Source organism: Falsirhodobacter xinxiangensis, assembly GCF_004959935.1.
GTDB classification, from domain to species: Bacteria; Pseudomonadota; Alphaproteobacteria; order Rhodobacterales; family Rhodobacteraceae; genus Falsirhodobacter; species Falsirhodobacter xinxiangensis.
This window is the reverse complement of sequence record NZ_SMYN01000001.1, coordinates 322,856-343,572: the sequence shown is the minus strand read 5'-3', so window position 1 is coordinate 343,572 and position 20,717 is coordinate 322,856. Positions and strand designations below refer to the sequence as shown.

The window sequence follows — 20,717 nt, the reverse complement described above, 5'->3', positions numbered from 1 at the left end:
TCGGATTTCGGGATTCGAGCCGATCTTGAAAATAGTAGGGATGCCGTCGGCGGCGGACGATAGAAGAGTGCGACTCCGCGCGGCAATGTGCCCAGTTTTGTGTCTGTGCCCAAATGCGAAAAGCGGCCCTTGCGGGGCCGCTTTTTCGTTTATTCTCAGAGATTTGGAAGATCTCTGGCTCCGGCGGTAGGGATCGAACCTACGACCAATTGATTAACAGTCAACTGCTCTACCGCTGAGCTACGCCGGAACACAGGGGCTTATTAGCCATGCTCGCTGGGGGTGTCCAGAGGGGTTGTTGCGATTTTTTCATCCGGATGAAGAAAGTTCGTCATGGATGGTTTCGTAGCAGGAAGATGCCTCGTCCAATGACACCCGACGGGTGCGGAGGAGGTGGATGAGGTGGGCCTCGACGTTGCGGGTGGCGGCTCCGTGCAGGGTGCGGGGGGTGGTTGCGTAAAGTTGCGAGACAAGGGCCTCCAGCGTCATCGGGCGGCGGCGCAGGGCTTTGACGATCGATTCTTCGCGCGCGATGCGATGGCGGATGAGATAGGCGAGCCGTTCGGCCGGGTCCTCCATCGGATCGCCATGGGCGGAATGCAGGCGGCGCCAGGGGCGGGCCGCCAGCTTTTCAAGCGAGGTGATGTAGTCGGCCACGTCGCCGCGCGGAGGGATGATGACGGAACTCGACCACCCCATCACGTGATCGGCGGTCAGGCAGGTGTCGCGGAAGCCGAGGCACACTTGGTCGTCGGTGTGGCCGGGGGTGTGAATCACTTCCAACTGCCAGTCGGGGCCTTGCAGGATCTGGCCGTCCACCAGCGCGATGTCGGGGCGGAACGGCGCGTCCACCGCTTGCCAGCCGAGGATCGGCGCCCGGGTGGCTTCCTTCAGCCGTTCGGCAAGGCCAAGGTGGTCCTTGTGCGCGTGGCTGACGATGATCTGCGCGATCCTCTCGTCCGGGCCGAGCGCCGCCAGAATCGCTGTCAGATGCTCCTCCATATCCGGGCCGGGATCGACCAGCGCGACCTCTTTGTTGCCGACGAGGTAGGTGTTGGTGCCCCACAGGGTCATCGGGCCGGGATTGGGGGCGAGGATTCGGCGAAGACCGGGTTCGACCTCGATGGCCACGCCCGGTGCGAAGGAGGGGGGAGGGAGCGTCTTCATGCCCGCGACTATCGCGCCGGGGCGGGCCCGTGTCGATGGGGGTTTTTACATGGGCGGCAGGCGGCTAAGGTCGCCTCATGGCACATTCCCGCACCGTCCTTCCCCGAAGCCTCTATGGCCGCGCCGCGCTGATCCTGATCGTTCCGATCCTGACGATCCAGCTGGTTTTCGCGCTTCAGTTCATCCAGCGCCATTACGAAGGCGTCACGCGCCAGATGGCCGGCGGGGTGGAGATCGAGCTGAGCTATCTTCTGGACGAGATCGCCCGTGCCCAAGACGCCACCGACGCCAGCGACCGCGCCATCGAGATCGGGCAGGGGCTGGATCTGGACATCATCTTTCCCGCCCCGGTGCCGGTGGAGGGGGATCACCGCGATTTCTGGGACCTGTCTGGCCGGGCGCTGATTTCCGCGTTGCGCGAGGGGCTGCCCGAGATCGGCGGCATCGACCTTCAGGCCGACCGTCGCGCGGTCATCATCGGGCTGCAGACGGCGCACGGGCCGATGGAGGTCGATGTGGACCGGCGGCGCATGTCGGCGTCAAACCCGCATCAGCTTCTGGTGCTGATGATCGTGACCTCGCTTCTGATGACAGTGATCGCCTATCTGTTCCTGTCGAATCAGTTGCGCCCGATCGCCAAGCTGGCCGAGGCCGCCGATGCCTTCGGCAAGGGCCGCCACGTCACCTATCGCCCGCGCGGCGCGCTGGAGGTGCGGGCGGCGGGGGCGGCTTTCCTCGAAATGCGGAACCGGATCGAGCGGCAGATCGAACAGCGCACGCTGATGCTGTCGGGCGTCAGCCACGATCTGCGGACACCCCTGACCCGGATGAAGCTGGAACTGGCGATGATGGACGAGGACGACGCGCGCGATCTTCTGCGCGACGTGCAGGACATGGAGCGGCTGGTGGACGAGTTTCTGTCGTTTTCCCGCGGCGATGCGATGGAGGCGGTGGAGCCGGTCGATCCCGTCGCCATCGTCCGCCGCGCGGTCGAGAATGCGCAGCGGATGGGGCAGGATGTGACCCTTGGCGAATTGGCCGATCCGGGCGAGGTGCCGCTGCGCCCGCAGGCCGTGGCGCGGGCGCTGGACAACCTGATCGGCAACGCCGTCCGCTATGGCAAACGGGCCGAGGTGAGCCTTGCCCTGACCGAGCGCAACATCCGCTTCACCGTCGAGGATGACGGCCCCGGCATCCCCAAGGAGCGGCGCGAGGAGGCGATGCGCCCGTTCACCCGGCTGGAATCGGAACGCAATCCGAACAAGGGCGGGGGGGTCGGTCTTGGCCTTTCCATCGCCGCCGACATCGCCCGCAGCCATGGCGGACAGCTTCGTCTGGGCGAAAGCGAGACGCTTGGCGGGCTGAAGGCGGAAATCGTCTTGGCCCGGTGACCTTGCGGCTGGCGGAACGCATGACTAAGACTCTGGCAATCCCTCGTCGTTACGAAGTTCGCACAGCAACAGGCAGGCGCAGATGAAAGACCCGATCGATACCTACATGAACACCCTGGTCCCGATGGTGGTCGAGCAGACCAGCCGGGGCGAACGCGCCTATGACATCTTCTCGCGCATGCTGAAGGAGCGGATCATCTTCCTGTCCGGCCCGGTGCATGACGGAATGTCGTCGCTGATCTGCGCGCAGCTGCTGTTCCTGGAGGCGGAAAACCCGTCCAAGGAGATCAGCATGTATATCAACAGCCCCGGCGGCGTCGTGACCTCGGGCCTGTCGATCTATGACACGATGCAATACATCAAGCCGAAGGTTTCGACGCTGGTCATCGGTCAGGCAGCCTCGATGGGTTCCCTGCTGCTGACGGCGGGCGAGAAGGGGATGCGCTTCTCGCTTCCGAACAGCCGCGTCATGGTCCACCAGCCGTCGGGCGGGTATCAGGGTCAGGCGACGGACATCATGATCCACGCGCGCGAGACGGAAAAGCTGAAGCGCCGCCTGAACGAAATCTATGTCCGTCATACCGGCAATGACTATGAGACGGTTGAAGCCGCGCTTGAGCGTGACAATTTCATGTCGGCAGAAGATGCCAAGGCCTGGGGCCTGATCGACGAGATCGTCGAAAGCCGCGGCAAGGCCGAAGACACGACGAAATAAAAGGCGGCCCCCGGCGGCCCGATGCCGCCGGGGCGTTTTGCGATTGTGATGGCCGGGTGCTTGGCCTAGACTTGACTCTTAATGTTCCGGCCTCCGGGCCGGGTGCTTCCCAGAGGACGACGATGGCGAACAATTCAGGCTCCGACAGCAAGAACACGCTCTACTGCTCGTTCTGTGGCAAGAGCCAGCACGAGGTGCGCAAGCTGATCGCTGGCCCCACGGTGTTCATCTGCGACGAATGCGTCGAACTCTGCATGGACATCATCCGTGAAGAAACCAAGACGACCGGGCTGAAATCCACCGATGGCGTTCCGACGCCGAAGGAAATCTGCAAGGTGCTGGACGATTACGTCATCGGCCAGATCCATGCGAAACGGGTTCTGTCGGTCGCGGTTCACAACCACTACAAACGGCTGAACCATTCATCCAAGACGGATATCGAGCTTTCGAAGTCGAACATCCTGCTGATCGGCCCGACCGGCTGCGGCAAGACGCTGCTCGCCCAGACGCTGGCACGGATTCTGGATGTGCCCTTCACGATGGCTGATGCGACCACGCTGACCGAAGCCGGCTACGTGGGCGAGGATGTGGAAAACATCATCCTGAAACTGCTTCAGGCGTCGGAATACAACGTCGAACGCGCCCAGCGCGGCATCGTCTATATCGACGAGGTGGACAAGATCACGCGCAAGTCCGACAATCCCTCGATCACCCGCGACGTGTCGGGCGAGGGGGTGCAACAGGCGCTGCTGAAGATCATGGAAGGCACCGTCGCTTCGGTTCCGCCGCAGGGCGGGCGCAAGCATCCGCAGCAGGAATTCCTGCAGGTGGATACGACGAACATCCTGTTCATCTGCGGCGGCGCCTTCGCCGGTCTTGAGAAGATCATCGCGCAGCGCGGCAAAGGGTCGGGAATCGGCTTCGGTGCCGACGTCAAGGACCCGGACGGCCGCGGCGTGGGCGAGCTGTTCTCGGAACTGGAGCCGGAAGACCTGCTGAAATTCGGCCTGATCCCGGAATTCGTCGGCCGTCTGCCGGTGATCGCGACCCTGACCGATCTGGACGAATCTGCGCTGGTGACCATCCTGACCGAGCCGAAGAACGCTCTGGTCAAGCAATACCAGCGTCTGTTCGACATCGAAGGCGTGAACCTGACCTTCACCGACGATGCGCTGTCTGCGATCGCCAAGCGCGCGATCAAACGCAAGACCGGCGCGCGCGGGCTGCGGTCGATCATGGAAGACATCCTTCTGGACACCATGTTCGAACTTCCCGGCCTCGACGGGATCGAGGAGGTCGTGGTGAACGAAGAAGCCGTGACCAAGGGCACCAAGCCGCTTCTGGTCCATGCAGAAAAGAAGAAAGAGCCCGCTTCGGCAAGCTGATACGTGATCGCCCGGGGCTGGACCTCGGGCGTTTCATTTGCGATACGGGGTGCCGGAACCCCTCGGAGGACGTGTCTTGATCTATTTCCTCAAACGCATGGCGACCTGGTGGAACAGCCAGACGATCAACACGCAGGTCTTCACCTGGCGCCACGGCCAGAAGGTTGGCGAGGATGACCAAGGCAACGTCTTCTATCAGACGGCGGACAAGAAACGCCGCTGGGTCATCTTCAATGGCGAATCCGAGGCAAGCCGGATCGACCCCAGCTGGCACGGCTGGTTGCACCACACTTGGGACGAGCCACCGACCGTGAAGCCGCTGGTTCACAAGCCGTGGGAGAAACCGCATCAGGAAAACCTGACCGGCACCCCCGCGGCCTATGTCCCCGCAGGATCGCTGCTGCGGGCAGCGCCCCCGGCTCGTCGGGATTACGAGGCATGGCAGCCGGAATAATGTCTGAAAACAGCACAGAAGTTCTTGCCGGCGCCGCGGTGCTGGCCGCAGCGGTCGGCTTTCTGCTCTATGCCGGTCATTCGGCGGGCTTCGGCGCGGGCGGCGGCAGCTACCCCTTGACCGGCAGCTTCCGCACTGCGGATGGCATCAGCGTCGGCACCGATGTGCGGCTGGCGGGCGTCAAGGTCGGCACTGTCACCAGCCTCGCGCTGAACCCGGAAACCTATATGGCCGATGCGACCGTTTCGGTTCGTGACGGCATCCTGATCCCGACCGATTCCTCGCTGCTGATTTCGTCCGAGGGGTTGCTTGGCGGCAATTTCGTCGAAATCCAACCGGGCGGGGCGCTTGAAAACCTCGAACCGGGGCAGGAGATCGAGGATACGCAGGGTTCGGTCAGCCTGATTTCACTGCTGATGGCCTTCGTCGGCGGGCAGTCCGGCAGTGACGAACCCGCATCCGCACCCGCGCCATGAAGGCGGCGCTGATCGCCCTGCTGCTCTCGGCGGCGCCTGTCTTCGCACAGGAGGCCGCTGTCGCACCGGGCGGCACCCTGCGCTGGCTGGATAAGGTCACCGGCGCGACGGGCGATCTGGAGCTTTCCAACGGCCAGTCGCTGACCCAGGGCTTTCTGACGATCCGGTTGGACGAATGCCGCTATCCGGTGGCAGATCCCGCTTCGGACGCGTTTGCCCATGTCACCATTCAGGACAGCCGGGCGAATGCGCCGAACTTTTCCGGCTGGATGATCGCCTCCAGCCCGGCGATCTCGGCGCTGGACCACCCGCGTTACGATGTCTGGGTGCTCAGCTGCGCTGCTGGCTGACGGCAAGCGGGTCCGGCGCATAGCCTTCGGGTAGGAAATCTGCGCGAACCTCCAGCGCCAGCGCCAGCATTGCGTGATATTCCGCCCGCGTGACCTCGACCCCGCCCAGTGATTGCAGATGCGGCGTCAGGAATTGCGTGTCCAGCAGGGTGAATCCCCCCGCGCGCAGCCGATGCACCTGCCATGCCAGCGCGATCTTCGACGCATCCGTTCGGCGCGAAAACATGCTTTCGCCAAAGAACGCGCCACCCAGCGAAACGCCGTAAAGCCCGCCGATCATCTCTCCGTCCCAAACCTCGACCGAATGGGCGTGACCGGCCCGGTGCAGCGCGGCATAAAGAGAGATGATCTGGTCGTTGATCCACGTCTCGTCCCGCGCGGCGCAATTCTGCACGGTGCCGACGAAATCATGGTTGATGCGGATTTCATAATCCTTGCGCCGAATGCTGGCCCGGAGCGACCGAGACAGCCGCAATCCGTCCAGCGGCATGATCCCCCGCATGACGGGATCGATCCAGTCGATGCGGGGGGAGTCGCGGCCTTCGCCCATCGGGAATATCCCGGCGGCATAGGCGCGCAGCAGCAGCTCCGGTGTCAGCCGAACTGCGCCGCCAGCCATTTTTCCAGCCAGTGAATGTTGTATTCACCGTTCTGGATGTCCGGCTCGGCCAGAAGGGCGTGGAACAGCGGCACGGTGGTGTCGACACCATCCACGATCAACTCGCCCAGCGCGCGGTGCAGGCGGGCCAACGCCTCGGGCCGGTCGCGCCCGTGGACGATCAGCTTGCCGATCAGGCTGTCGTAATAGGGCGGGATCGAATAGCCGCCATACAGCGCCGAATCCATCCGCACGCCCAGACCGCCGGGGGCGTGGAACACCTTCACCTTGCCGGGGCAGGGGGCGAAATTCGGCAGACGTTCGGCGTTGATCCGAACCTCGATCGCGTGGCCGTTCAGTTCCAGCTCGTCCTGCGTGAAGCTCATCGGCAGACCCGCCGCGACGCGGATTTGTTCGCGGACGAGGTCCACGCCATAGATCGCCTCGGTCACCGGATGTTCGACCTGAAGACGGGTGTTCATTTCGATGAAATAGAACTTGCCGTCTTCATACAGGAACTCGATGGTCCCGGCGCCGATGTAGTTGATCTTGGCCACGGCGTCGGCGCAGATCTTGCCGATTTCCGCGCGCAGGGCCGGGGTGATGACCGGGCCGGGCGCTTCTTCGAACACCTTCTGGTGGCGGCGTTGAAGCGAGCAGTCCCGCTCGCCCAGATGGACCGCGTTGCCCTTGCCATCGCCGAAGACCTGAATCTCGATGTGACGCGGCCGTTGGAGGTATTTCTCCATATAGACTTCGTCATTGCCGAAAGCGGCCTTCGCCTCGGACCGCGCGGTGCGGAAGGCAACCTCCAGATCGGCCGGGGTCAGCGCGGTCTTCATCCCGCGCCCGCCACCACCGGCGGTCGCCTTGATGATGACCGGAAAGCCGATCTCGGTCGCGACCTTCAGTGCCGTCTCGTAATCCGGAACGCCACCATCCGATCCCGGAACGACCGGGATGCCCAGCGCCTTGGCGGTTTCCTTGGCGGTGATCTTGTCGCCCATGATGCGGATATGTTCCGCAGTCGGGCCGATGAAGGTGATGTCGTGATCGGCCAGCGCCTGTGCGAAACCGGCGTTTTCCGACAGGAAGCCATAGCCCGGATGGACCGCTTCGGCCCCCGTGATCTCGCAGGCGGAAATGATTGCCGATTTCTTGAGATAGCTTTCCGACGATGACGCCGGGCCGATGCAGACGGATTCGTCGGCCATGCGGACATGCATCGCATCGCTGTCGGCGGTGGAATGCACCGCGACCGAGGTGATGCCCATCTCGCGGCAGGCGCGGATGACGCGAAGGGCGATCTCGCCCCGGTTCGCGATCAGGATCTTTGTGAACATCGCGGGATCACTCCACGATCATCAGGGGTGCGCCGTATTCCACCGGGGTGCCGTCGGCGATCAGGATGCGCTTCACCGTCCCGGCGCGGGGCGCGGGGATGTGGTTCATCGTCTTCATCGCTTCGATGATCATCAGGGTCTGGCCTTCGGTCACGGCCTGACCGACCGAAACGAAGGTCGCAGCGCCGGGTTCGGGCGCAAGATAGGCGGTCCCGACCATGGGCGACGTGACCGCGCCCGGATGCTGGGCCGGGTCTTCGATCGCGGCGGGGGCGGCTGCCGCTGCGGCTGCCGTGGGCGCTGCGGCCACGGCGACCGGCGCTGCCGCGATCTGCGTCGTGACGATGTTGGCCTGTTTGACCACGCGCACTTCGAGGCTGTCATCCTCGGCATATTCGCGTTTCACCGACAGTTCCGTCAGGTCGTTGGCGTTCAGAAGTTCAGCCAGCGCCTGGATGAAGGCGACGTCGGTGTCGGAAGATTGTTTGCTCATGCCATCCTCGAGGGTCCGGCCATTCGGCCTGTTGATCACGGTTTGCGCCCTTGCGCGATTGCCCGGGTTTATACGCCACAGGTCCAGCAAGGGAAAGCGTTCAAATCAGCCGCTTGCGCGACCGGCGCGGCGCGGCTACCAAAACCCTCAGCCGCATGAAGGAGCCTGCGTGGAAAACCTGATCGACAGCATCCTCGATTTCGTCGAGGCGAACCGCGAATGGGCCTTCTGGATCGCACTGTTCTTCGCGCTGGCGGAAACGATGCCGATCATCTCGATCCTGATCCCCTCGACCGCGATCCTCGTGGGCGTCGGTGCGCTGGTCGCGACCGGAGAGGTGGAGTTCATGCCGATCTGGCAGGGTGCCTCCACCGGCGCGATCATCGGGTCCTGCACCAGCTGGTGGCTGGGGCGGCATTACGGCGACTGGATTCTGCGCCAATGGCCCATGAACAAAGAGCCCGAGCTGGCCGAAAAGGGCCGCGGTGCCTTTGCCAAATGGGGCGGGGCCGCGCTTTTGATCGGGCATTTCTTCGGCCCCCTGCGTGCCGTCGTCTTCCTTCTGGCCGGGATCGCGCGAATGCCGTTCCGCCGATTCATCGGCTGGAACATAATCGGCGCGATCGCATGGGCCTTCGCAGTGCCGAAATCGGGCGAGATTGGCGGGAATGTCGTAAGCTGGCTGTGGAACATGATCGCAGGGTGACATGCAAAGCGAGCAGGGAACGCACGCGCCGGGCTGGAAGCTGATCCTTGGATCGCTGGGCGTCGTCTATGGCGACATCGGCACCAGCCCGCTTTATGCGCTTCGGGAATCGCTTCATGCCGCCAGCAAGGACGGGCTAGTCCGGTCGGACGTGATCGGCATCATCTCGCTCCTGCTGTGGACGATCGTGCTGATCGTGTCGCTGAAATACGTGCTGCTGGTCATGCGCGCCGACAACCGGGGCGAGGGCGGGACGCTGTCGCTGGTGGCCTTGGTCCAACGCGCGCTGGGCCGCCGTCCGGGCTGGGTTCTGGCGCTGGGCGTCGTCGGCATATCGCTGTTCTTCGGCGATGCGATGATCACCCCGGCCATGTCGGTTCTGTCGGCGGTCGAGGGGATGGCGCTGATCTCGCCCGACTTCTCGCGCTATGTCATCCCGCTGACGCTGGCGATCATCGCGGGGCTGTTCTTCGTGCAGAACAAGGGCACGGGGCGGGTGTCGATCTTCTTCGGGCCGATCATGATGGTCTGGTTCGGGGTAATGGCGATCAACGGGCTGCTACATATCGGCGACGATCCGGCGATCCTGACCGCGCTCAATCCGTGGCACGCGCTGCTGTATCTGTGGGAAAACGGGACGGGCGCCCTGTCGGTCATGGGGCTGGTGTTTCTGGCCGTGACCGGGGGCGAGGCGCTTTATGCCGATATGGGCCATTTCGGCCGCCGTCCGATCCGCATCGCATGGGTCTGTTTCGTCTTCCCGGCGCTGGCGCTGTCCTATCTGGGGCAGGGTGCGGCGGTGCTGGCCCATCCCGAAATGGCGGCGAACCCGTTCTTTCTGATGGCCCCGCCCTGGGCGTTGGCGCCCTTGGTCGTGCTGGCCACCTGCGCCACGGTCATCGCCTCGCAAGCCGTGATCTCGGGGGCGTTCTCCATGGTGCAGCAGGCAGTGCAGATGGGTCTGCTGCCCCGGTTGGAGATTCAGCACACCTCGGAAACGCAGGTCGGGCAGATCTATGTGCCCAAGGTCAACATGGTGCTGGCGGCAGGGGTGATGGTGCTGGTGCTGGTCTTCGGCAGCTCGTCCAACCTTGCCAGCGCCTATGGGATCGCGGTGACGGGCGACATGGTCATCACCTCGATCCTGTCGATCGTGCTGTTCCGGCTGGGCTGGAAATGGCCGCTGGCGGCGGTCATCGGGGTCATGGTCCCGATCCTGATCGTGGAGCTTTTGTTCCTGACCGCCAACGCCGCCAAGATCCATGACGGCGGCTATGTCCCGATCCTGATCGCGGCGATCGTCTGCCTGCTGATGTGGGTCTGGGTGCGCGGCACGGCCCATGTGATGGAAAAGGCCCGGACCGGATCGCTGCGGCTGACCAGCCTGATCGGGATGCTGGAGAAATCCCACCCGCTGGAGGCGCCCGGAACGGCGGTGTTCCTGACCTCGGATCCCGATGTCGCGCCGCCTGCCTTGATGCACAACCTGAAGCACAACCACGTCCTGCATCAGCAGAATTTCATCGTGACGGTGCGCGTGGCCGACACGCCTTGGGTGCGCGATCAGAACCGGGTGCAGATCGAACGGCTGTCGGATCGGTTCGTGAAAATCGGCATCCGCTTCGGTTACATGGAAACGCCGAACGTGCCCAAGGCGCTGATGCTGGCGCGCAAAGAGGGCGAGAAGTTCGACATCATGAGCACGTCCTTCTTCGTCAACCGCCGCTCTTTCCGGGCGCCAAGCGGGGGCTGGCGCGAGCGTCTGTTCATCGCAATGACGAAATCCGCGTCGGATGCGACGGACTTCTACAAGATGCCGTCGAACCGGGTGATCGCACTTGGTCAGCAGATGACCCTTTAACCGAACGATCGGACGCATATATCGGGCGGGAAAGGGGTTCCCCATGAAATATTCGTTGCTCGACCTGTCGCCCGTTCCCGAGGGCGAGACGACCGCCCAGGCCTTGGCCAATACGCTGGACCTTGCCCGCCATGCCGAGGCGCTGGGCTATCACCGCTATTGGCTGGCCGAACATCACAACATGCCGGGGATCGCGTCGGCGGCCACTTCGGTCGTGATCGGGCATGTGGCGGGTGGGACCAGCCGCATCCGCGTGGGCGCAGGGGGCATCATGCTGCCGAACCACGCGCCGCTGGTGATCGCGGAACAGTTCGGCACGCTGGCAACGCTCTATCCGGGACGCATCGACCTTGGGCTTGGCCGCGCGCCGGGCACCGACATGGGCACCGCCCGCGCCCTGCGCCGCCATATGGAAGCGTCGGACACCTTCCCGCAGGATGTTGTGGAACTGATCGAGTATTTTCAGGACCCCGCGCTGGATGCGCGCATCCAGGCCGTGCCGGGGGTGGGGACCAAGGTTCCGGTCTGGATTCTTGGCTCCAGCCTGTTCGGCGCGCAGCTTGCGGCCTATCTGGGCCTGCCCTACAGCTTCGCCTCGCATTTCGCGCCCGCGGCGCTGGAGGCGGCGATCGAGACCTACCGCTCCACCTTCCGCCCGTCGCAATTCCTCGATGCGCCTTACTTCATGCTGGCGGCCAACGTCTTTGCCGCCGATACGGATGACGAGGCAAGGTTCCTGCGCACCTCGCAGCAGCAGGCGTTTGCCAACCTGCGCTCGGGCCGTCCGGGCCGCTTGCCGCGCCCGGTGAAGAACATCGAGGAGGTGGTCGCCGCCCCCTTCCTTGCCGGAGCCGAGGAGGCGCTGTCCGTCTCTGCCACCGGATCGCCCGCCACGGTCCGCCGCGAGATCGGCGCGCTGCTGGACCGCTATCGCCCGGACGAGCTGATGATCACCGGGATGATCCACGACCATCAGGCCCGCAAGCGCAGTTTCGCCATCGCGGCCGAAGTTCTGGCCGAGGCCGTGCCAGCCTAGGTTGCCAAGACCGGCGCGCCCCAAGGCGGGGTGCCGCCGGCTGTCACAAAAACTCCGACACCATCGGGGGAGATGCGGGAGCAGACCCGCATGGCCCGGATCATCTTTCTGCACGGCCGATCAAGCGGCGTGGATTTCGAAACCGCCCATCTGGGCAAACCATATGATCTGGAAGTTCGGTCCGAAGACGGCGTCGCAGTTGATCCTGACCGGATGGCGGAGCCAAAGGCGGATTTCCAGCTTCGCGCCATGACGGACGGTGGATGGCCCGGAAGCACGCATGCTTCCGGGCGCTGCGTCAGTGCTGCCGCCAATAGGCGATCTGCTGCGGATGGATCTGGCCCATCCACGTTTCCGTCAGCGGGGTTCCGTCCGCATCCGACAGATAGACGCGCAGGTCGGCGGTGGGCAGGGTCGTCTTGATGTCGAACTGCACGCGCCAGGTGTCGTCCTTGCCTTGGACGGGGGTCGTGTATTCCTCGACCAGTTCCGCGCCTTTGGGCAGGGTGATGTGGGCCTCGACGCCTTCGTCCAGACCCAGGCCTTCCAGCGGCTCGCCGGTGAACTCGACCAGCAGCTTGTGCTGATCCAGCGGGCGTGGGTTGCCCGGGTGGCCGCCTTCGCCGATGCGGGTGGCCGTGGTGCGGGCCAGCGGCATTTCGACCGGCGCATCGACGCCCCAGTGCATGCGGTAATCGAAGCGCATCTCGGTGCCGGCCTCGGGCTTCTGCTCGGGGTTCCAGAAGGCGACGATGTTGTCGAACACCTCGTCATTGGTCGGCAGTTCGACCAGCTGCACCGCGCCGTTGCCCCAGTCCGAGGTCGGCTCGATCCAGACGGACGGGCGCTTGTGGAACTGCACGCCGTCATCCTGATAGTTTTCGAAGTTGCGGTCGCGCTGCATCAACCCGAAGCCCTGCGGGTTCTGGTCGGCGAAGCTGGAGGCCATGACGCGGTCGGGGTTGTTCAGCGGACGCCAGATCTGTTCCCCCGTGCCCGAGATCATCATCAGGCCGTCGGTGTCATGCACCTCGGGACGCCAGTCGGCAGAAGCGAAACGGTTGCTTTCGGAATACCAGAACATCGAGGTCAGCGGCGCGACGCCCAGACGTTCCACGCCGTCGCGGAAGAACAGACGCGACTGGACGTCCATGACCTGACCCTTGCCATCCTCGTTCGTCATCGCGATGCGATACGCGCCCGAAACGCTAGGGCTGTCCAGAAGGGCGTTGACGATCAGGCTCTCGCTGCCCTCCTTGGGATGTTCGATGTAGAATTCGGTGAAGCGCGGGAACTCCTCTGGCGTTGCCAGCCCGGTATCCAGCGCCAGCGCGCGGGCCGACTGGCCGTATTGGTGCAACGCGCCATCGGTGCGGAAATACGAGCCGCCAAGGAAGCTGATCCAGTCGGTCTTGAAGTCGGGGCGCATCACGCGGAACCCGGCAAAGCCCGCGTCGTCGCCCATCGCCATGGCGGGGCTGTCTTCGGGCATGTCGAAATAGTCGCGGTGATAGACGACTTCGCGCGCCTGTCCGTCCTGCACGTCGTAAATCTTCACCGGTTGGCGGAAATAGGTGCCAAGGTGGAAGAACTGCACCGGAGAGTCGTTCACCATCAGGCTTTTGGCCTGTTTGAACATGATCTTCCAATGTTCGGTATAGGTCACATCCTCCAGCACCTTGTCATAGGTGGCGGGGGTTGCGGCATAGGGCGCGCGGGCCAGCTCTGCCGCCTTTTCGGCCAGCGCGTCGAAGCTGAACGCGGCGGCTGGGCCGAAGGGTTCGGCCTCGACCGCTTGGGTGGGGGCGGCGGTCTGGGCGAATGTCGGCGTCGCCAGCAACGTCATGGCTGTTGCCGCCAACAGGCGGAGTTTTCTGGACAAGTGAGGCCTCATGGGTGCGGATTCTTTGCCTGATGAAGTGTCCTTGCTGCATGCGCAAATCAAGCGCCGACGTGTCGCATCCGGCATGATGTTGCCACCGAAGCACTTTACCCCGCCCCGAAATGCGGCTTCAAATGGCCCGGTGGGGGGAGACCATGGCGATCACGGCGCTGACGGGAACGCGGGTGCGCGAAAGGCGGCTGGCCATGGGCCTGCGGCAATCCGACCTTGCGCGGGCGGTCGGCATCTCGGGCAGCTATCTCAACCTGATCGAGCATAATCGGCGGCGGGTCGCGACGGACGTGCTGGCGCGGCTGGCCGAGGTGCTGGACACCGATGCGCGGGTCTTGGGCGAAGGCGCGGGTGGGCGCGTGCTGGACGATCTGCGCGCCGCCGCCGCATCCGGCATGGCCACGCCCGAGATCGACCGGCTGGAGGATTTCGCAGGCCGCTTTCCCGGCTGGGCGGGGCTGGTCGCGGCGCAACATATCAGGCTTGGAGCGCTGGACCGCGCGGTGACGGCGCTGAATGACCGGATGACCCACGACCCGCATCTGAGCCACAGCCTGCACGAGGTGCTGTCGGCGGTCGCCTCGGTCCGGGCCACGGCGGCGATTCTGGCGGAAACCGATGATCTGACGCCCGAATGGCAGGGCCGGTTCATGGCCAACCTGCATGGCGACAGCGAAAGGCTGGCCGATGGGGCCAAGGCGCTGGCCGCGCATCTGGACGGCCCCGCCGCCGCCGACCCCGTCGCAGCCTCGCCGCAGGAGGAGATGGAGGCGTGGCTGGCGGGTCGCGGCTGGCACGTCGAAGGCGCAACCGGGGCCGAGCTTGCGGGCATGAGCGAGGCAGGCCGCGATCTGTCGCTGCGCTGGCTGGGGCGTTTGCGCGCGGGCGAGGGGCTGATCGCCGCGTTCAGGGACGCGCTGCGGCCCGGATCGACGGCGGGGCTGGTGATCTGCGACGCGTCGGGCACGCTGACATTCCGAAAACCCGCCGAGGGGTTCGACCTGCCGCGCTTCGGGGCCGCCTGTCCGCTCTGGCCGCTTTATGCCGCGCTGGCCCATGGCCGCCCGGTCGAGGCCCAGGTCGCCATGCCCGAACGGCGCTTCCGCATCCGCGCCTTTGCCGAAAGCCGCTGGCCCGAGGGGTTGTCGGGGCCAGAGGTGCGCGAGGCGGCGATGCTGATCGAGCCGTCCACCGATGACGGCCCGGCGCTGGCCGTCGGCACCACCTGCCGCATCTGCCCGCGCGATCCTTGCATCGCCCGGCGCGAGCCGTCGATACTGCGGGAATGAGGGGGGGCGTCATGGGACATGTGCTTCTGATCGAGGACGAGCCGAACATCGCCGAGGCGATCCGCTTCATCCTGTCGCGCGACGGGTGGCACGTCACCATCTATCCCGAAGGGGCCGGCGCGCTGGAGGCCGTGCGCTGCGTTGCGCCCGACATCGTGATCCTGGATGCGATGCTGCCGGGGCAGTCCGGGTTCGACATCCTGACCCGTATGCGCGCCGATCCGGACATGGCGGATCTTCCGGTCCTGATGCTGACCGCGCGTGGACAGCACCGCGACCGCGAGGCGGCGGAAAAGGCGGGCGTCAGCCGGTTCATGACCAAACCGTTCTCCAACGCGGAAATCCTTGAACAGGTGCGCCTGCTGGTGCCGCAGTGAAGCGTCCGCTGTTCCTTGCGCGCGGGCCATATCGGCGCCGGCGGCTGCGCGATGCGGCGCGGATATTGCCGTTCGCCGGGGCGGTTCTGTTCCTGATGCCGCTCTTGTGGCCCTCGCGCGGGACGGGGCTGAACGGGCTTTACATGCTGGCGGTCTGGCTGGGGCTGGTGGCGGTTGCGGCGGTGCTGCGTCTGTGGCTGGCGGATGAAAGCGGGCCGGAGGAATAATGCCCTTCAACCTGCTGGTCCTGTCCTGCGTCAGCTATGTCATCTTCTTGTTCCTCGTGGCCTTCATCGCAGAGCGGCGGGCGGCGGCGGGAAAGGTGCGCTGGCTGCGTTCGCCGCTGGTCTATACCCTGTCGCTGTCGATCTATTGCACCGCATGGACGTTCTATGGCGCGGTGGGATCGGCGGCGGCGTCGGGGCTGGAGTTCATGACGATCTATATGGGGCCGACGCTGGTCTTCGTCGGCTGGTGGGGGCTGCTGCGCAAACTGGTGAGGATCGGGCGGCAGCAGCGGGTGACCTCCATCGCGGACCTGATCTCGTCGCGCTATGGCAAATCGAACCTGCTGGGGGTGGCGGTCACGCTGATTTCGGTCGTGGCGGCGACGCCTTACATCGCGCTGCAACTGCAATCGGTGGTGCTGAGCTTCGGCGTCTTTGCCAGCGAGGATCGCGAGGGGACCGCGCTGTGGGTCGCCATCGGCCTTGCGCTGTTCACCGTGCTGTTCGGCACCCGCAACCTTGACGCCAACGAACGCCACACCGGCGTCGTGACCGCCATTGCGGTGGAGGCGGTGGTGAAGCTGGTCGCGGCGTTGGCCGTGGGGGTGTTCGTCGTCTGGGGGATCGCGGGCGGGCCGGCGGATATCCTCGGGCGGATACAGGCCGCCGACCGCCCCGAATGGGCGTTGGAGCCTGCGCGCTGGGCGGGGCTGACCTTCGCCTCGGCTGCGGCGGTGATCTGCCTGCCACGCATGTTTCAGGTGCTTGTGGTGGAAAACTCCGACGAAAAGCATCTTGCCACCGCAGGCTGGGCCTTTCCGCTTTACCTGCTGGGGATGAGCGTCTTCGTTATCCCCATCGCCGTCGTGGGGCTGGAGATGCTGCCGGACGGCAACCCAGACCTGTTCGTGCTGACCATTCCGCTGGAGGCGGGGCGCGGCGATCTGGCGATGCTGGCGTTTCTGGGCGGGTTTTCCAGCGCAACATCCATGGTGATCGTGGCGGCCATCGCACTGGCCACGATGCTGTCGAACCATATCGTGATGCCGATCTGGCTGGGGCTGATGCGGCCCGCCGTATCGGGCGATGTGCGCCGGGTGGTCCTGCTGTCGCGGCGGCTGTCGATCGCGGGGGTCTTGGCACTGGGCTACGCCTATTTCCGGCTGTCGGGGGGCGGGGCGGCGCTGGCGTCGATCGGGCTGATTTCCTTTGTCGGGGTGGCGCAGGTGCTGCCCGCGCTGGTGGGCGGGCTGTTCTGGCGCGGGGCGACGCGGATCGGGGCGGCGATGGGGTTGGCGCTGGGGACGGCGGTCTGGATCTATACGCTGTTCCTGCCGTCCTTCGGTGCGATCTCTCCCGACGGGTTCGGCATCGACTGGCTGCGCCCGCATGCGCTGTTCGGGACCGAAGGGATGGACCCGCTGCTGCATGCGCTGTTCTGGTCGCTGCTGCTGAACATCGCGGGGTTCTGCGTGGGGTCGATTCTCAGCTTCCCTTCGCCGATGGAACGGCTTCAGGGCGCGGCTTTCGTCGGCGTGTTCGACACCGCGCCGGGGCCGAGCGGCTGGTCCGGCGGCGCGCCAGAGGCCGAGGACCTGCTGGTCATGGCCCAGCGCATTCTGGGCGAGGAGACGGCGCTGACCCTTTTCCTGACCGAAGCGCGGGCGCAGGGCCGCGCGGGCTATCTGCCCGACCCGACCCCGGCATTTCTGGAGCGGCTGGAGCGGCGGCTGGCGGGCGCGGTCGGCGCGGCGACGGCGCATGCGATGATCTTTCAGGTCGCGGGCCGTGCGGCGGTCACGGTTGCCGACCTGATGGCGGTCGCGGACGAGGCGGCGCAGATCATGGAATATTCCGCGCGCCTGGAAAGCCAGCGGCAGGAATTGACCCGAACCGCCGCCGCCCTTCGCGATGCCAACGCCAAGCTGACCCGGCTGGCCGAGCAGAAGGACGCCTTCCTTGGCCAGATCAGCCACGAGCTGCGCACGCCGATGACCTCGATTCTGGCGTTCTCTGAAATCCTGATGGGCGATGTCGCGCCCGAGGATGCGCGGCGGCAGGCGGGCATCATCCATGCCGAAGCGATCCGCCTGACGCGGCTGCTGGACGATCTTCTGGACCTGTCTGTGCTGGAAAGCGGGCAGGTGCAGCTTCACATCTCGGACGTGCGGTTGCGGGCGGTGCTGGACCGGGCGCTGGCGGCCGCCGAACATGTGCGCCCCCGGCACGATCTGACCGTGTTTCGCGACAGCGGGGCCGAGGCGCTGGTCCTGCGGACCGATCCTGACCGGCTGGCGCAGGTTTTCATCAACCTGATCGCGAATGCGCGGAAATATTGCGATGCCGCAGAACCGCAGCTTCGCATCGTCGTCCGGGCGCAGGATGCGGGCGTGACGGTGGATTTCATCGACAACGGGCGTGGAATCCCGCGGCCCGCGCAGGCGACCATCTTTGAAAAGTTCGCGCGGCTGGACGAAAGCGGTCAAGCCGGCACCGGCCTTGGCCTTGCCATCTGCCGCGAGGTCATGGCCAATCTTGGCGGCACCATCGCCTACCTGCCGGGGCAGGGCGGTGCGGCCTTCCGGGTCTGGCTGCCGCTGTAAACCCTTCGTTAGCTTTCCTGTGCGACGGATGGCGTGACGAAAGGGGGCAACCGTGACGATCAGGCGTAAACTCTCCCTTGCCAAACCGGCGGCGGAATCGGGCGGGGACCGTATCTGGCGCATGGCGCTGGCCCGCGCCGCGCGGGATGGCCTGTCGTTGGCCTTGTCGATCATCGGGCTTTCCGTATCGCGCGTGTCCTTGGGCGAATTGTTGGAAAGCCTGCCTGACCGTGCGCTTCTGGGGATGCTGGAAGGGCCGGGTGGCATGGGCCTCGTCGCGCTGTCGCCCGAGGTGCTGGCCGCGATGACCGAGGTGCAGACCATCGGCAAAGTCACCGACCGCCCCGTCCCGACGCGCCGCCCCACCCGCACCGATGCCGCGATGGTGTCGGGCGTCGTCGATCTGGCGCTGACCGGGTTGGAGGAGGGGCTGGCCAGCGATCACGACCTCGTCTGGGCGGGGGGCTATCGCTATCATTCCTTCTTGCCCGATCCGCGCCCGCTGGACCTGCTGCTGGAAGATTTCGGTTATCGCCTGATGGTCGCGCAGGTGTCCTTGGGTGACGGCATCCGCAGGGGCGAGGTGGTGCTGGCCCTGCCCGCCGAAGGACGTGGCGACGTGCCCGTTCTGGCCGAGCCGGAGGATGAGGGGTTCACAGAACGTCTGGCCGAACAGGTGATGGCGGTCGATGCGGTGATGGATGCGGTGCTGTATCGTGTGACCGTGCCGCTGTCGGCCGTGCTGAACTGGGCCGAGGGCGATACGATGCCGCTGCCCCTCGCGGCTTTGGACCGGATATTGCTGGAAGGGCAGGGGCGGCGTCTTGCCGAGGGGAAGCTGGGCCAGAACCGGGGGATGCGGGCGCTGCGCCTTGCGGCGCAGGAGCCGGTCAACGTCGTGCCGCTGCGCGCGGTGGGTTAGGCCAGACGCTCCAGGGTCGGGCGCAGGTGTTCAAGCTGATAACCGTGGCGCGCTGGCAGGCCGATCAGATCGTCCACCGGAAGCTGCCCCGCATGTGCCAGCGCCCATACGACCGAACTGCGGTTGCCCGACGCGCAATAGGCCAGCACCGGACCTTCCGCGGCCTCGATCGCGGCGCGCTGGGCGTCCACGTTGTCCTGCGTCAGCTGCCCGCCGATCACGGGGTTGGCAACGAAGGTCAGCCCTGCCGCCTGCGCCGCTTCGCGGATCGTGTCGGTCTGAAGCTCCACCGGGATTTCGCCGTCGGGACGGTTGTCGATCACGGTGGTGTAGCCTGCTGCACGGATCGCGGCCAGATCGCCGGATTCGATCTGCGGGGAAACGGCGTAAGTATCTGTCAGCGCGCGGATTTCCATGATGCCTCCTTCAATTTCGAAGCATAGTAGCGCCGCCGCGCCGCAGGAGCAACCGCGCCGGGGCGCAGCCCCGGCGCCCGGCCCAACGTCGAGAAGATGCCAAAGGCATCAACGAGTGGCGGGAGCGCCCCCGTCAGCCCAGAAGGATGCCCGCCACCACCAGCATCAGCCCCAGCGATGACACGCCCAGCGCGATCAGGTTCACCATGACGATGCGTTGCAGTTTGCCGCGCACCACTTCCTCGGGGGCGTTCGCGCGCCGGATGCGCAGGGCAAGCACGATGCACCAGACCAGCCCGGCAACACCTGCCAGCGACAGGATCGCCCCCAGAACGATCAACCACTCCATGCCAGCCCCTTCCAATTTCTGCCCCGAGGGCGTAACCGAGCCGGTGACCGCTGGCAAGGAGTGAGACGATGACCGACGTGCTTCCCCCTGAGGGGCTGGACCTTCTGTTCCGCAAGGCGCGGACCCATAACGGCTGGCAGGATGCGCCGGTTTCCGACGATCTGCTGCTGAAGGTGGTGGAGCTTGCCTCGACCGGCCCGACCGCTTTCAACCAGCAACCCATCCGCGTGATCTTCGTCCGCTCGGACGAGGAGAAGGCGAGGCTCGCCCCCGCCCTGTCGCGCGGCAACCTGGAAAAGACGATGGCTGCTCCGGCGGTCGCGATCCTGTGCTACGACCTCGATTTCTGGAAACATCTGGACGCCGCCGCGCCGGGTTTCGATGCCGCGTCGATGTTCGACGGCAACCGTGCCGCCGCACTTGAAAGCGCGCAGCGCAACGGCTCGCTTCAGGCCGGGTATTTCATCCTTGCCGCGCGCGCCCTCGGCCTCGACACCGGCCCGATGAGCGGGTTCGACAAGCAGAAGGTGGCCGATGCCTTCCTGACGGATCACCCGTCGTGGGAGGTGAACATGCTCGTCAACCTCGGCCACGGCAATGCCGAAGCCCTTCGCCCGCAGCGCCCCCGTCACGCCCCCGAATTCACCGCCAGCATCGTCTGAGGA

At 65.3% G+C, this 20,717-nt stretch carries 22 protein-coding genes and 1 tRNA gene; 15 read left to right on the top strand and 8 right to left on the bottom strand.

Features of this window, described 5'->3' with window-relative positions:
- Positions 1-175 precede the first annotated feature (175 nt).
- A tRNA-Asn gene (locus tag E2K76_RS01760) sits at positions 176-250 on the bottom strand.
- Positions 251-309: 59 nt separating this feature from the next.
- Complete coding sequence (locus tag E2K76_RS01755; RefSeq protein WP_136682542.1) at positions 310-1,167, bottom strand: MBL fold metallo-hydrolase; 858 nt, start codon at positions 1,165-1,167, stop codon at positions 310-312.
- A 77-nt stretch (positions 1,168-1,244) separates the two neighbouring features.
- Here E2K76_RS01755 and E2K76_RS01750 point away from each other — a divergent pair, with 77 nt between their 5' ends.
- From E2K76_RS01750 to E2K76_RS01725, 6 genes are all read left to right on the top strand, one after another.
- Positions 1,245-2,558, top strand: coding sequence for an ATP-binding protein (locus tag E2K76_RS01750; RefSeq protein ID WP_136682541.1), 1,314 nt, complete (start codon positions 1,245-1,247; stop codon positions 2,556-2,558).
- An 82-nt stretch (positions 2,559-2,640) separates the two neighbouring features.
- Positions 2,641-3,273: an ATP-dependent Clp protease proteolytic subunit gene (locus E2K76_RS01745; RefSeq protein WP_136682540.1), complete on the top strand. Its 633-nt coding sequence runs from the start codon at positions 2,641-2,643 to the stop codon at positions 3,271-3,273.
- A 122-nt stretch (positions 3,274-3,395) separates the two neighbouring features.
- A complete protein-coding gene (clpX, locus tag E2K76_RS01740; RefSeq protein WP_136682539.1) occupies positions 3,396-4,658 on the top strand; it encodes an ATP-dependent Clp protease ATP-binding subunit ClpX in 1,263 nt (420 codons plus the stop codon).
- A gap of 79 nt (positions 4,659-4,737) precedes the next feature.
- Positions 4,738-5,112 carry an NADH:ubiquinone oxidoreductase subunit NDUFA12 gene (locus tag E2K76_RS01735; RefSeq protein ID WP_246032862.1) on the top strand — a complete coding sequence of 125 codons (375 nt, stop codon included), beginning with the start codon at positions 4,738-4,740 and terminating at the stop codon, positions 5,110-5,112.
- Positions 5,112-5,588 (top strand): outer membrane lipid asymmetry maintenance protein MlaD, encoded by a 477-nt coding sequence (gene mlaD / locus E2K76_RS01730; RefSeq protein WP_136682538.1) that lies wholly within the window; start codon positions 5,112-5,114, stop codon positions 5,586-5,588. Before E2K76_RS01735 ends, mlaD begins: the two co-directional genes overlap by 1 nt.
- The gene (locus tag E2K76_RS01725) at positions 5,585-5,938 is read left to right on the top strand and encodes a DUF2155 domain-containing protein (RefSeq protein WP_136682537.1); all 354 of its coding nucleotides are present in this window, start codon (positions 5,585-5,587) and stop codon (positions 5,936-5,938) included. Before mlaD ends, E2K76_RS01725 begins: the two co-directional genes overlap by 4 nt.
- Here E2K76_RS01725 and aat read toward each other — a convergent pair.
- Genes aat through accB form a run of 3 tightly spaced genes read right to left on the bottom strand, consistent with a single transcriptional unit; the run spans position 5,919 to position 8,372 of the window.
- Positions 5,919-6,557: a leucyl/phenylalanyl-tRNA--protein transferase gene (gene aat, locus E2K76_RS01720; RefSeq protein WP_136682536.1), complete on the bottom strand. Its 639-nt coding sequence runs from the start codon at positions 6,555-6,557 to the stop codon at positions 5,919-5,921. The two genes, E2K76_RS01725 and aat, sit on opposite strands and share 20 nt — an antisense overlap.
- Positions 6,533-7,879 carry an acetyl-CoA carboxylase biotin carboxylase subunit gene (gene accC, locus E2K76_RS01715; RefSeq protein ID WP_136682535.1) on the bottom strand — a complete coding sequence of 449 codons (1,347 nt, stop codon included), beginning with the start codon at positions 7,877-7,879 and terminating at the stop codon, positions 6,533-6,535. The genes aat and accC overlap by 25 nt, the downstream gene beginning before the upstream one ends.
- Before the next feature lie 7 nt (positions 7,880-7,886).
- Positions 7,887-8,372 (bottom strand): acetyl-CoA carboxylase biotin carboxyl carrier protein, encoded by a 486-nt coding sequence (accB, locus tag E2K76_RS01710; RefSeq protein ID WP_136682534.1) that lies wholly within the window; start codon positions 8,370-8,372, stop codon positions 7,887-7,889.
- A gap of 169 nt (positions 8,373-8,541) precedes the next feature.
- Between accB and E2K76_RS01705 the strand changes: the two genes are divergently transcribed.
- The 3 genes from E2K76_RS01705 to E2K76_RS01695 are packed head-to-tail and all read left to right on the top strand — an operon-like array spanning position 8,542 to position 11,975.
- Positions 8,542-9,078 carry a DedA family protein gene (locus E2K76_RS01705; RefSeq protein WP_136682533.1) on the top strand — a complete coding sequence of 179 codons (537 nt, stop codon included), beginning with the start codon at positions 8,542-8,544 and terminating at the stop codon, positions 9,076-9,078.
- Position 9,079: 1 nt separating this feature from the next.
- On the top strand, positions 9,080-10,939 hold the full coding sequence (locus E2K76_RS01700) for a potassium transporter Kup (RefSeq protein WP_136682532.1): 1,860 nt from the start codon (positions 9,080-9,082) through the stop codon (positions 10,937-10,939).
- Between the two features lie 43 nt (positions 10,940-10,982).
- Positions 10,983-11,975, top strand: a complete 993-nt coding sequence (locus tag E2K76_RS01695; protein ID WP_136682531.1) for an LLM class flavin-dependent oxidoreductase — start codon at positions 10,983-10,985, stop codon at positions 11,973-11,975.
- Between the two features lie 298 nt (positions 11,976-12,273).
- On the opposite strand, the gene E2K76_RS01690 is transcribed toward E2K76_RS01695, so the two are convergent.
- Positions 12,274-13,857, bottom strand: coding sequence for a glucan biosynthesis protein (locus E2K76_RS01690; protein ID WP_246032852.1), 1,584 nt, complete (start codon positions 13,855-13,857; stop codon positions 12,274-12,276).
- A 155-nt stretch (positions 13,858-14,012) separates the two neighbouring features.
- On the opposite strand from E2K76_RS01690, the gene E2K76_RS01685 reads away from it, so the two are divergent.
- The 5 genes from E2K76_RS01685 to E2K76_RS01665 are packed head-to-tail and all read left to right on the top strand — an operon-like array spanning position 14,013 to position 19,287.
- A complete protein-coding gene (locus tag E2K76_RS01685) occupies positions 14,013-15,158 on the top strand; it encodes a short-chain fatty acyl-CoA regulator family protein (RefSeq protein WP_136682529.1) in 1,146 nt (381 codons plus the stop codon).
- Positions 15,159-15,169: 11 nt separating this feature from the next.
- Positions 15,170-15,535, top strand: a complete 366-nt coding sequence (locus E2K76_RS01680; RefSeq protein WP_136682528.1) for a response regulator transcription factor — start codon at positions 15,170-15,172, stop codon at positions 15,533-15,535.
- Positions 15,532-15,762: a hypothetical protein gene (locus tag E2K76_RS01675; RefSeq protein ID WP_136682527.1), complete on the top strand. Its 231-nt coding sequence runs from the start codon at positions 15,532-15,534 to the stop codon at positions 15,760-15,762. The genes E2K76_RS01680 and E2K76_RS01675 overlap by 4 nt, the downstream gene beginning before the upstream one ends.
- On the top strand, positions 15,762-18,365 hold the full coding sequence (locus E2K76_RS01670) for a sensor histidine kinase (RefSeq protein WP_136682526.1): 2,604 nt from the start codon (positions 15,762-15,764) through the stop codon (positions 18,363-18,365). The genes E2K76_RS01675 and E2K76_RS01670 overlap by 1 nt, the downstream gene beginning before the upstream one ends.
- A gap of 52 nt (positions 18,366-18,417) precedes the next feature.
- Complete coding sequence (locus E2K76_RS01665; protein WP_136682525.1) at positions 18,418-19,287, top strand: FliM/FliN family flagellar motor switch protein; 870 nt, start codon at positions 18,418-18,420, stop codon at positions 19,285-19,287.
- Here E2K76_RS01665 and E2K76_RS01660 read toward each other — a convergent pair.
- Both E2K76_RS01660 and E2K76_RS01655 read right to left on the bottom strand, forming a co-directional pair.
- Positions 19,284-19,703: a TIGR01244 family sulfur transferase gene (locus E2K76_RS01660; RefSeq protein WP_136682524.1), complete on the bottom strand. Its 420-nt coding sequence runs from the start codon at positions 19,701-19,703 to the stop codon at positions 19,284-19,286. The genes E2K76_RS01665 and E2K76_RS01660 overlap by 4 nt on opposite strands.
- A gap of 133 nt (positions 19,704-19,836) precedes the next feature.
- Positions 19,837-20,052: a hypothetical protein gene (locus tag E2K76_RS01655; protein WP_136682523.1), complete on the bottom strand. Its 216-nt coding sequence runs from the start codon at positions 20,050-20,052 to the stop codon at positions 19,837-19,839.
- 68 nt (positions 20,053-20,120) lie between these two features.
- Between E2K76_RS01655 and E2K76_RS01650 the strand changes: the two genes are divergently transcribed.
- On the top strand, positions 20,121-20,714 hold the full coding sequence (locus E2K76_RS01650) for a malonic semialdehyde reductase (RefSeq protein WP_136682522.1): 594 nt from the start codon (positions 20,121-20,123) through the stop codon (positions 20,712-20,714).
- The last annotated feature ends 3 nt before the right edge of the window (positions 20,715-20,717 follow it).

Coding starts and splice junctions, on each gene's coding strand:
- E2K76_RS01700 (WP_136682532.1), top strand. CDS start 9,080: ATGCAAAGCGAGCAGGGAACGCACGCGCCGGGCTGGAAGCTGATCCTT.
- E2K76_RS01680 (WP_136682528.1), top strand. CDS start 15,170: ATGGGACATGTGCTTCTGATCGAGGACGAGCCGAACATCGCCGAGGCG.
- E2K76_RS01660 (WP_136682524.1), bottom strand. CDS start 19,703: ATGGAAATCCGCGCGCTGACAGATACTTACGCCGTTTCCCCGCAGATC.
- E2K76_RS01750 (WP_136682541.1), top strand. CDS start 1,245: ATGGCACATTCCCGCACCGTCCTTCCCCGAAGCCTCTATGGCCGCGCC.
- mlaD (WP_136682538.1), top strand. CDS start 5,112: ATGTCTGAAAACAGCACAGAAGTTCTTGCCGGCGCCGCGGTGCTGGCC.
- accC (WP_136682535.1), bottom strand. CDS start 7,879: ATGTTCACAAAGATCCTGATCGCGAACCGGGGCGAGATCGCCCTTCGC.
- E2K76_RS01755 (WP_136682542.1), bottom strand. CDS start 1,167: ATGAAGACGCTCCCTCCCCCCTCCTTCGCACCGGGCGTGGCCATCGAG.
- E2K76_RS01655 (WP_136682523.1), bottom strand. CDS start 20,052: ATGGAGTGGTTGATCGTTCTGGGGGCGATCCTGTCGCTGGCAGGTGTT.
- accB (WP_136682534.1), bottom strand. CDS start 8,372: ATGAGCAAACAATCTTCCGACACCGACGTCGCCTTCATCCAGGCGCTG.
- E2K76_RS01745 (WP_136682540.1), top strand. CDS start 2,641: ATGAAAGACCCGATCGATACCTACATGAACACCCTGGTCCCGATGGTG.
- E2K76_RS01695 (WP_136682531.1), top strand. CDS start 10,983: ATGAAATATTCGTTGCTCGACCTGTCGCCCGTTCCCGAGGGCGAGACG.
- aat (WP_136682536.1), bottom strand. CDS start 6,557: ATGGCTGGCGGCGCAGTTCGGCTGACACCGGAGCTGCTGCTGCGCGCC.
- E2K76_RS01685 (WP_136682529.1), top strand. CDS start 14,013: ATGGCGATCACGGCGCTGACGGGAACGCGGGTGCGCGAAAGGCGGCTG.
- E2K76_RS01670 (WP_136682526.1), top strand. CDS start 15,762: ATGCCCTTCAACCTGCTGGTCCTGTCCTGCGTCAGCTATGTCATCTTC.
- E2K76_RS01725 (WP_136682537.1), top strand. CDS start 5,585: ATGAAGGCGGCGCTGATCGCCCTGCTGCTCTCGGCGGCGCCTGTCTTC.
- clpX (WP_136682539.1), top strand. CDS start 3,396: ATGGCGAACAATTCAGGCTCCGACAGCAAGAACACGCTCTACTGCTCG.
- E2K76_RS01650 (WP_136682522.1), top strand. CDS start 20,121: ATGACCGACGTGCTTCCCCCTGAGGGGCTGGACCTTCTGTTCCGCAAG.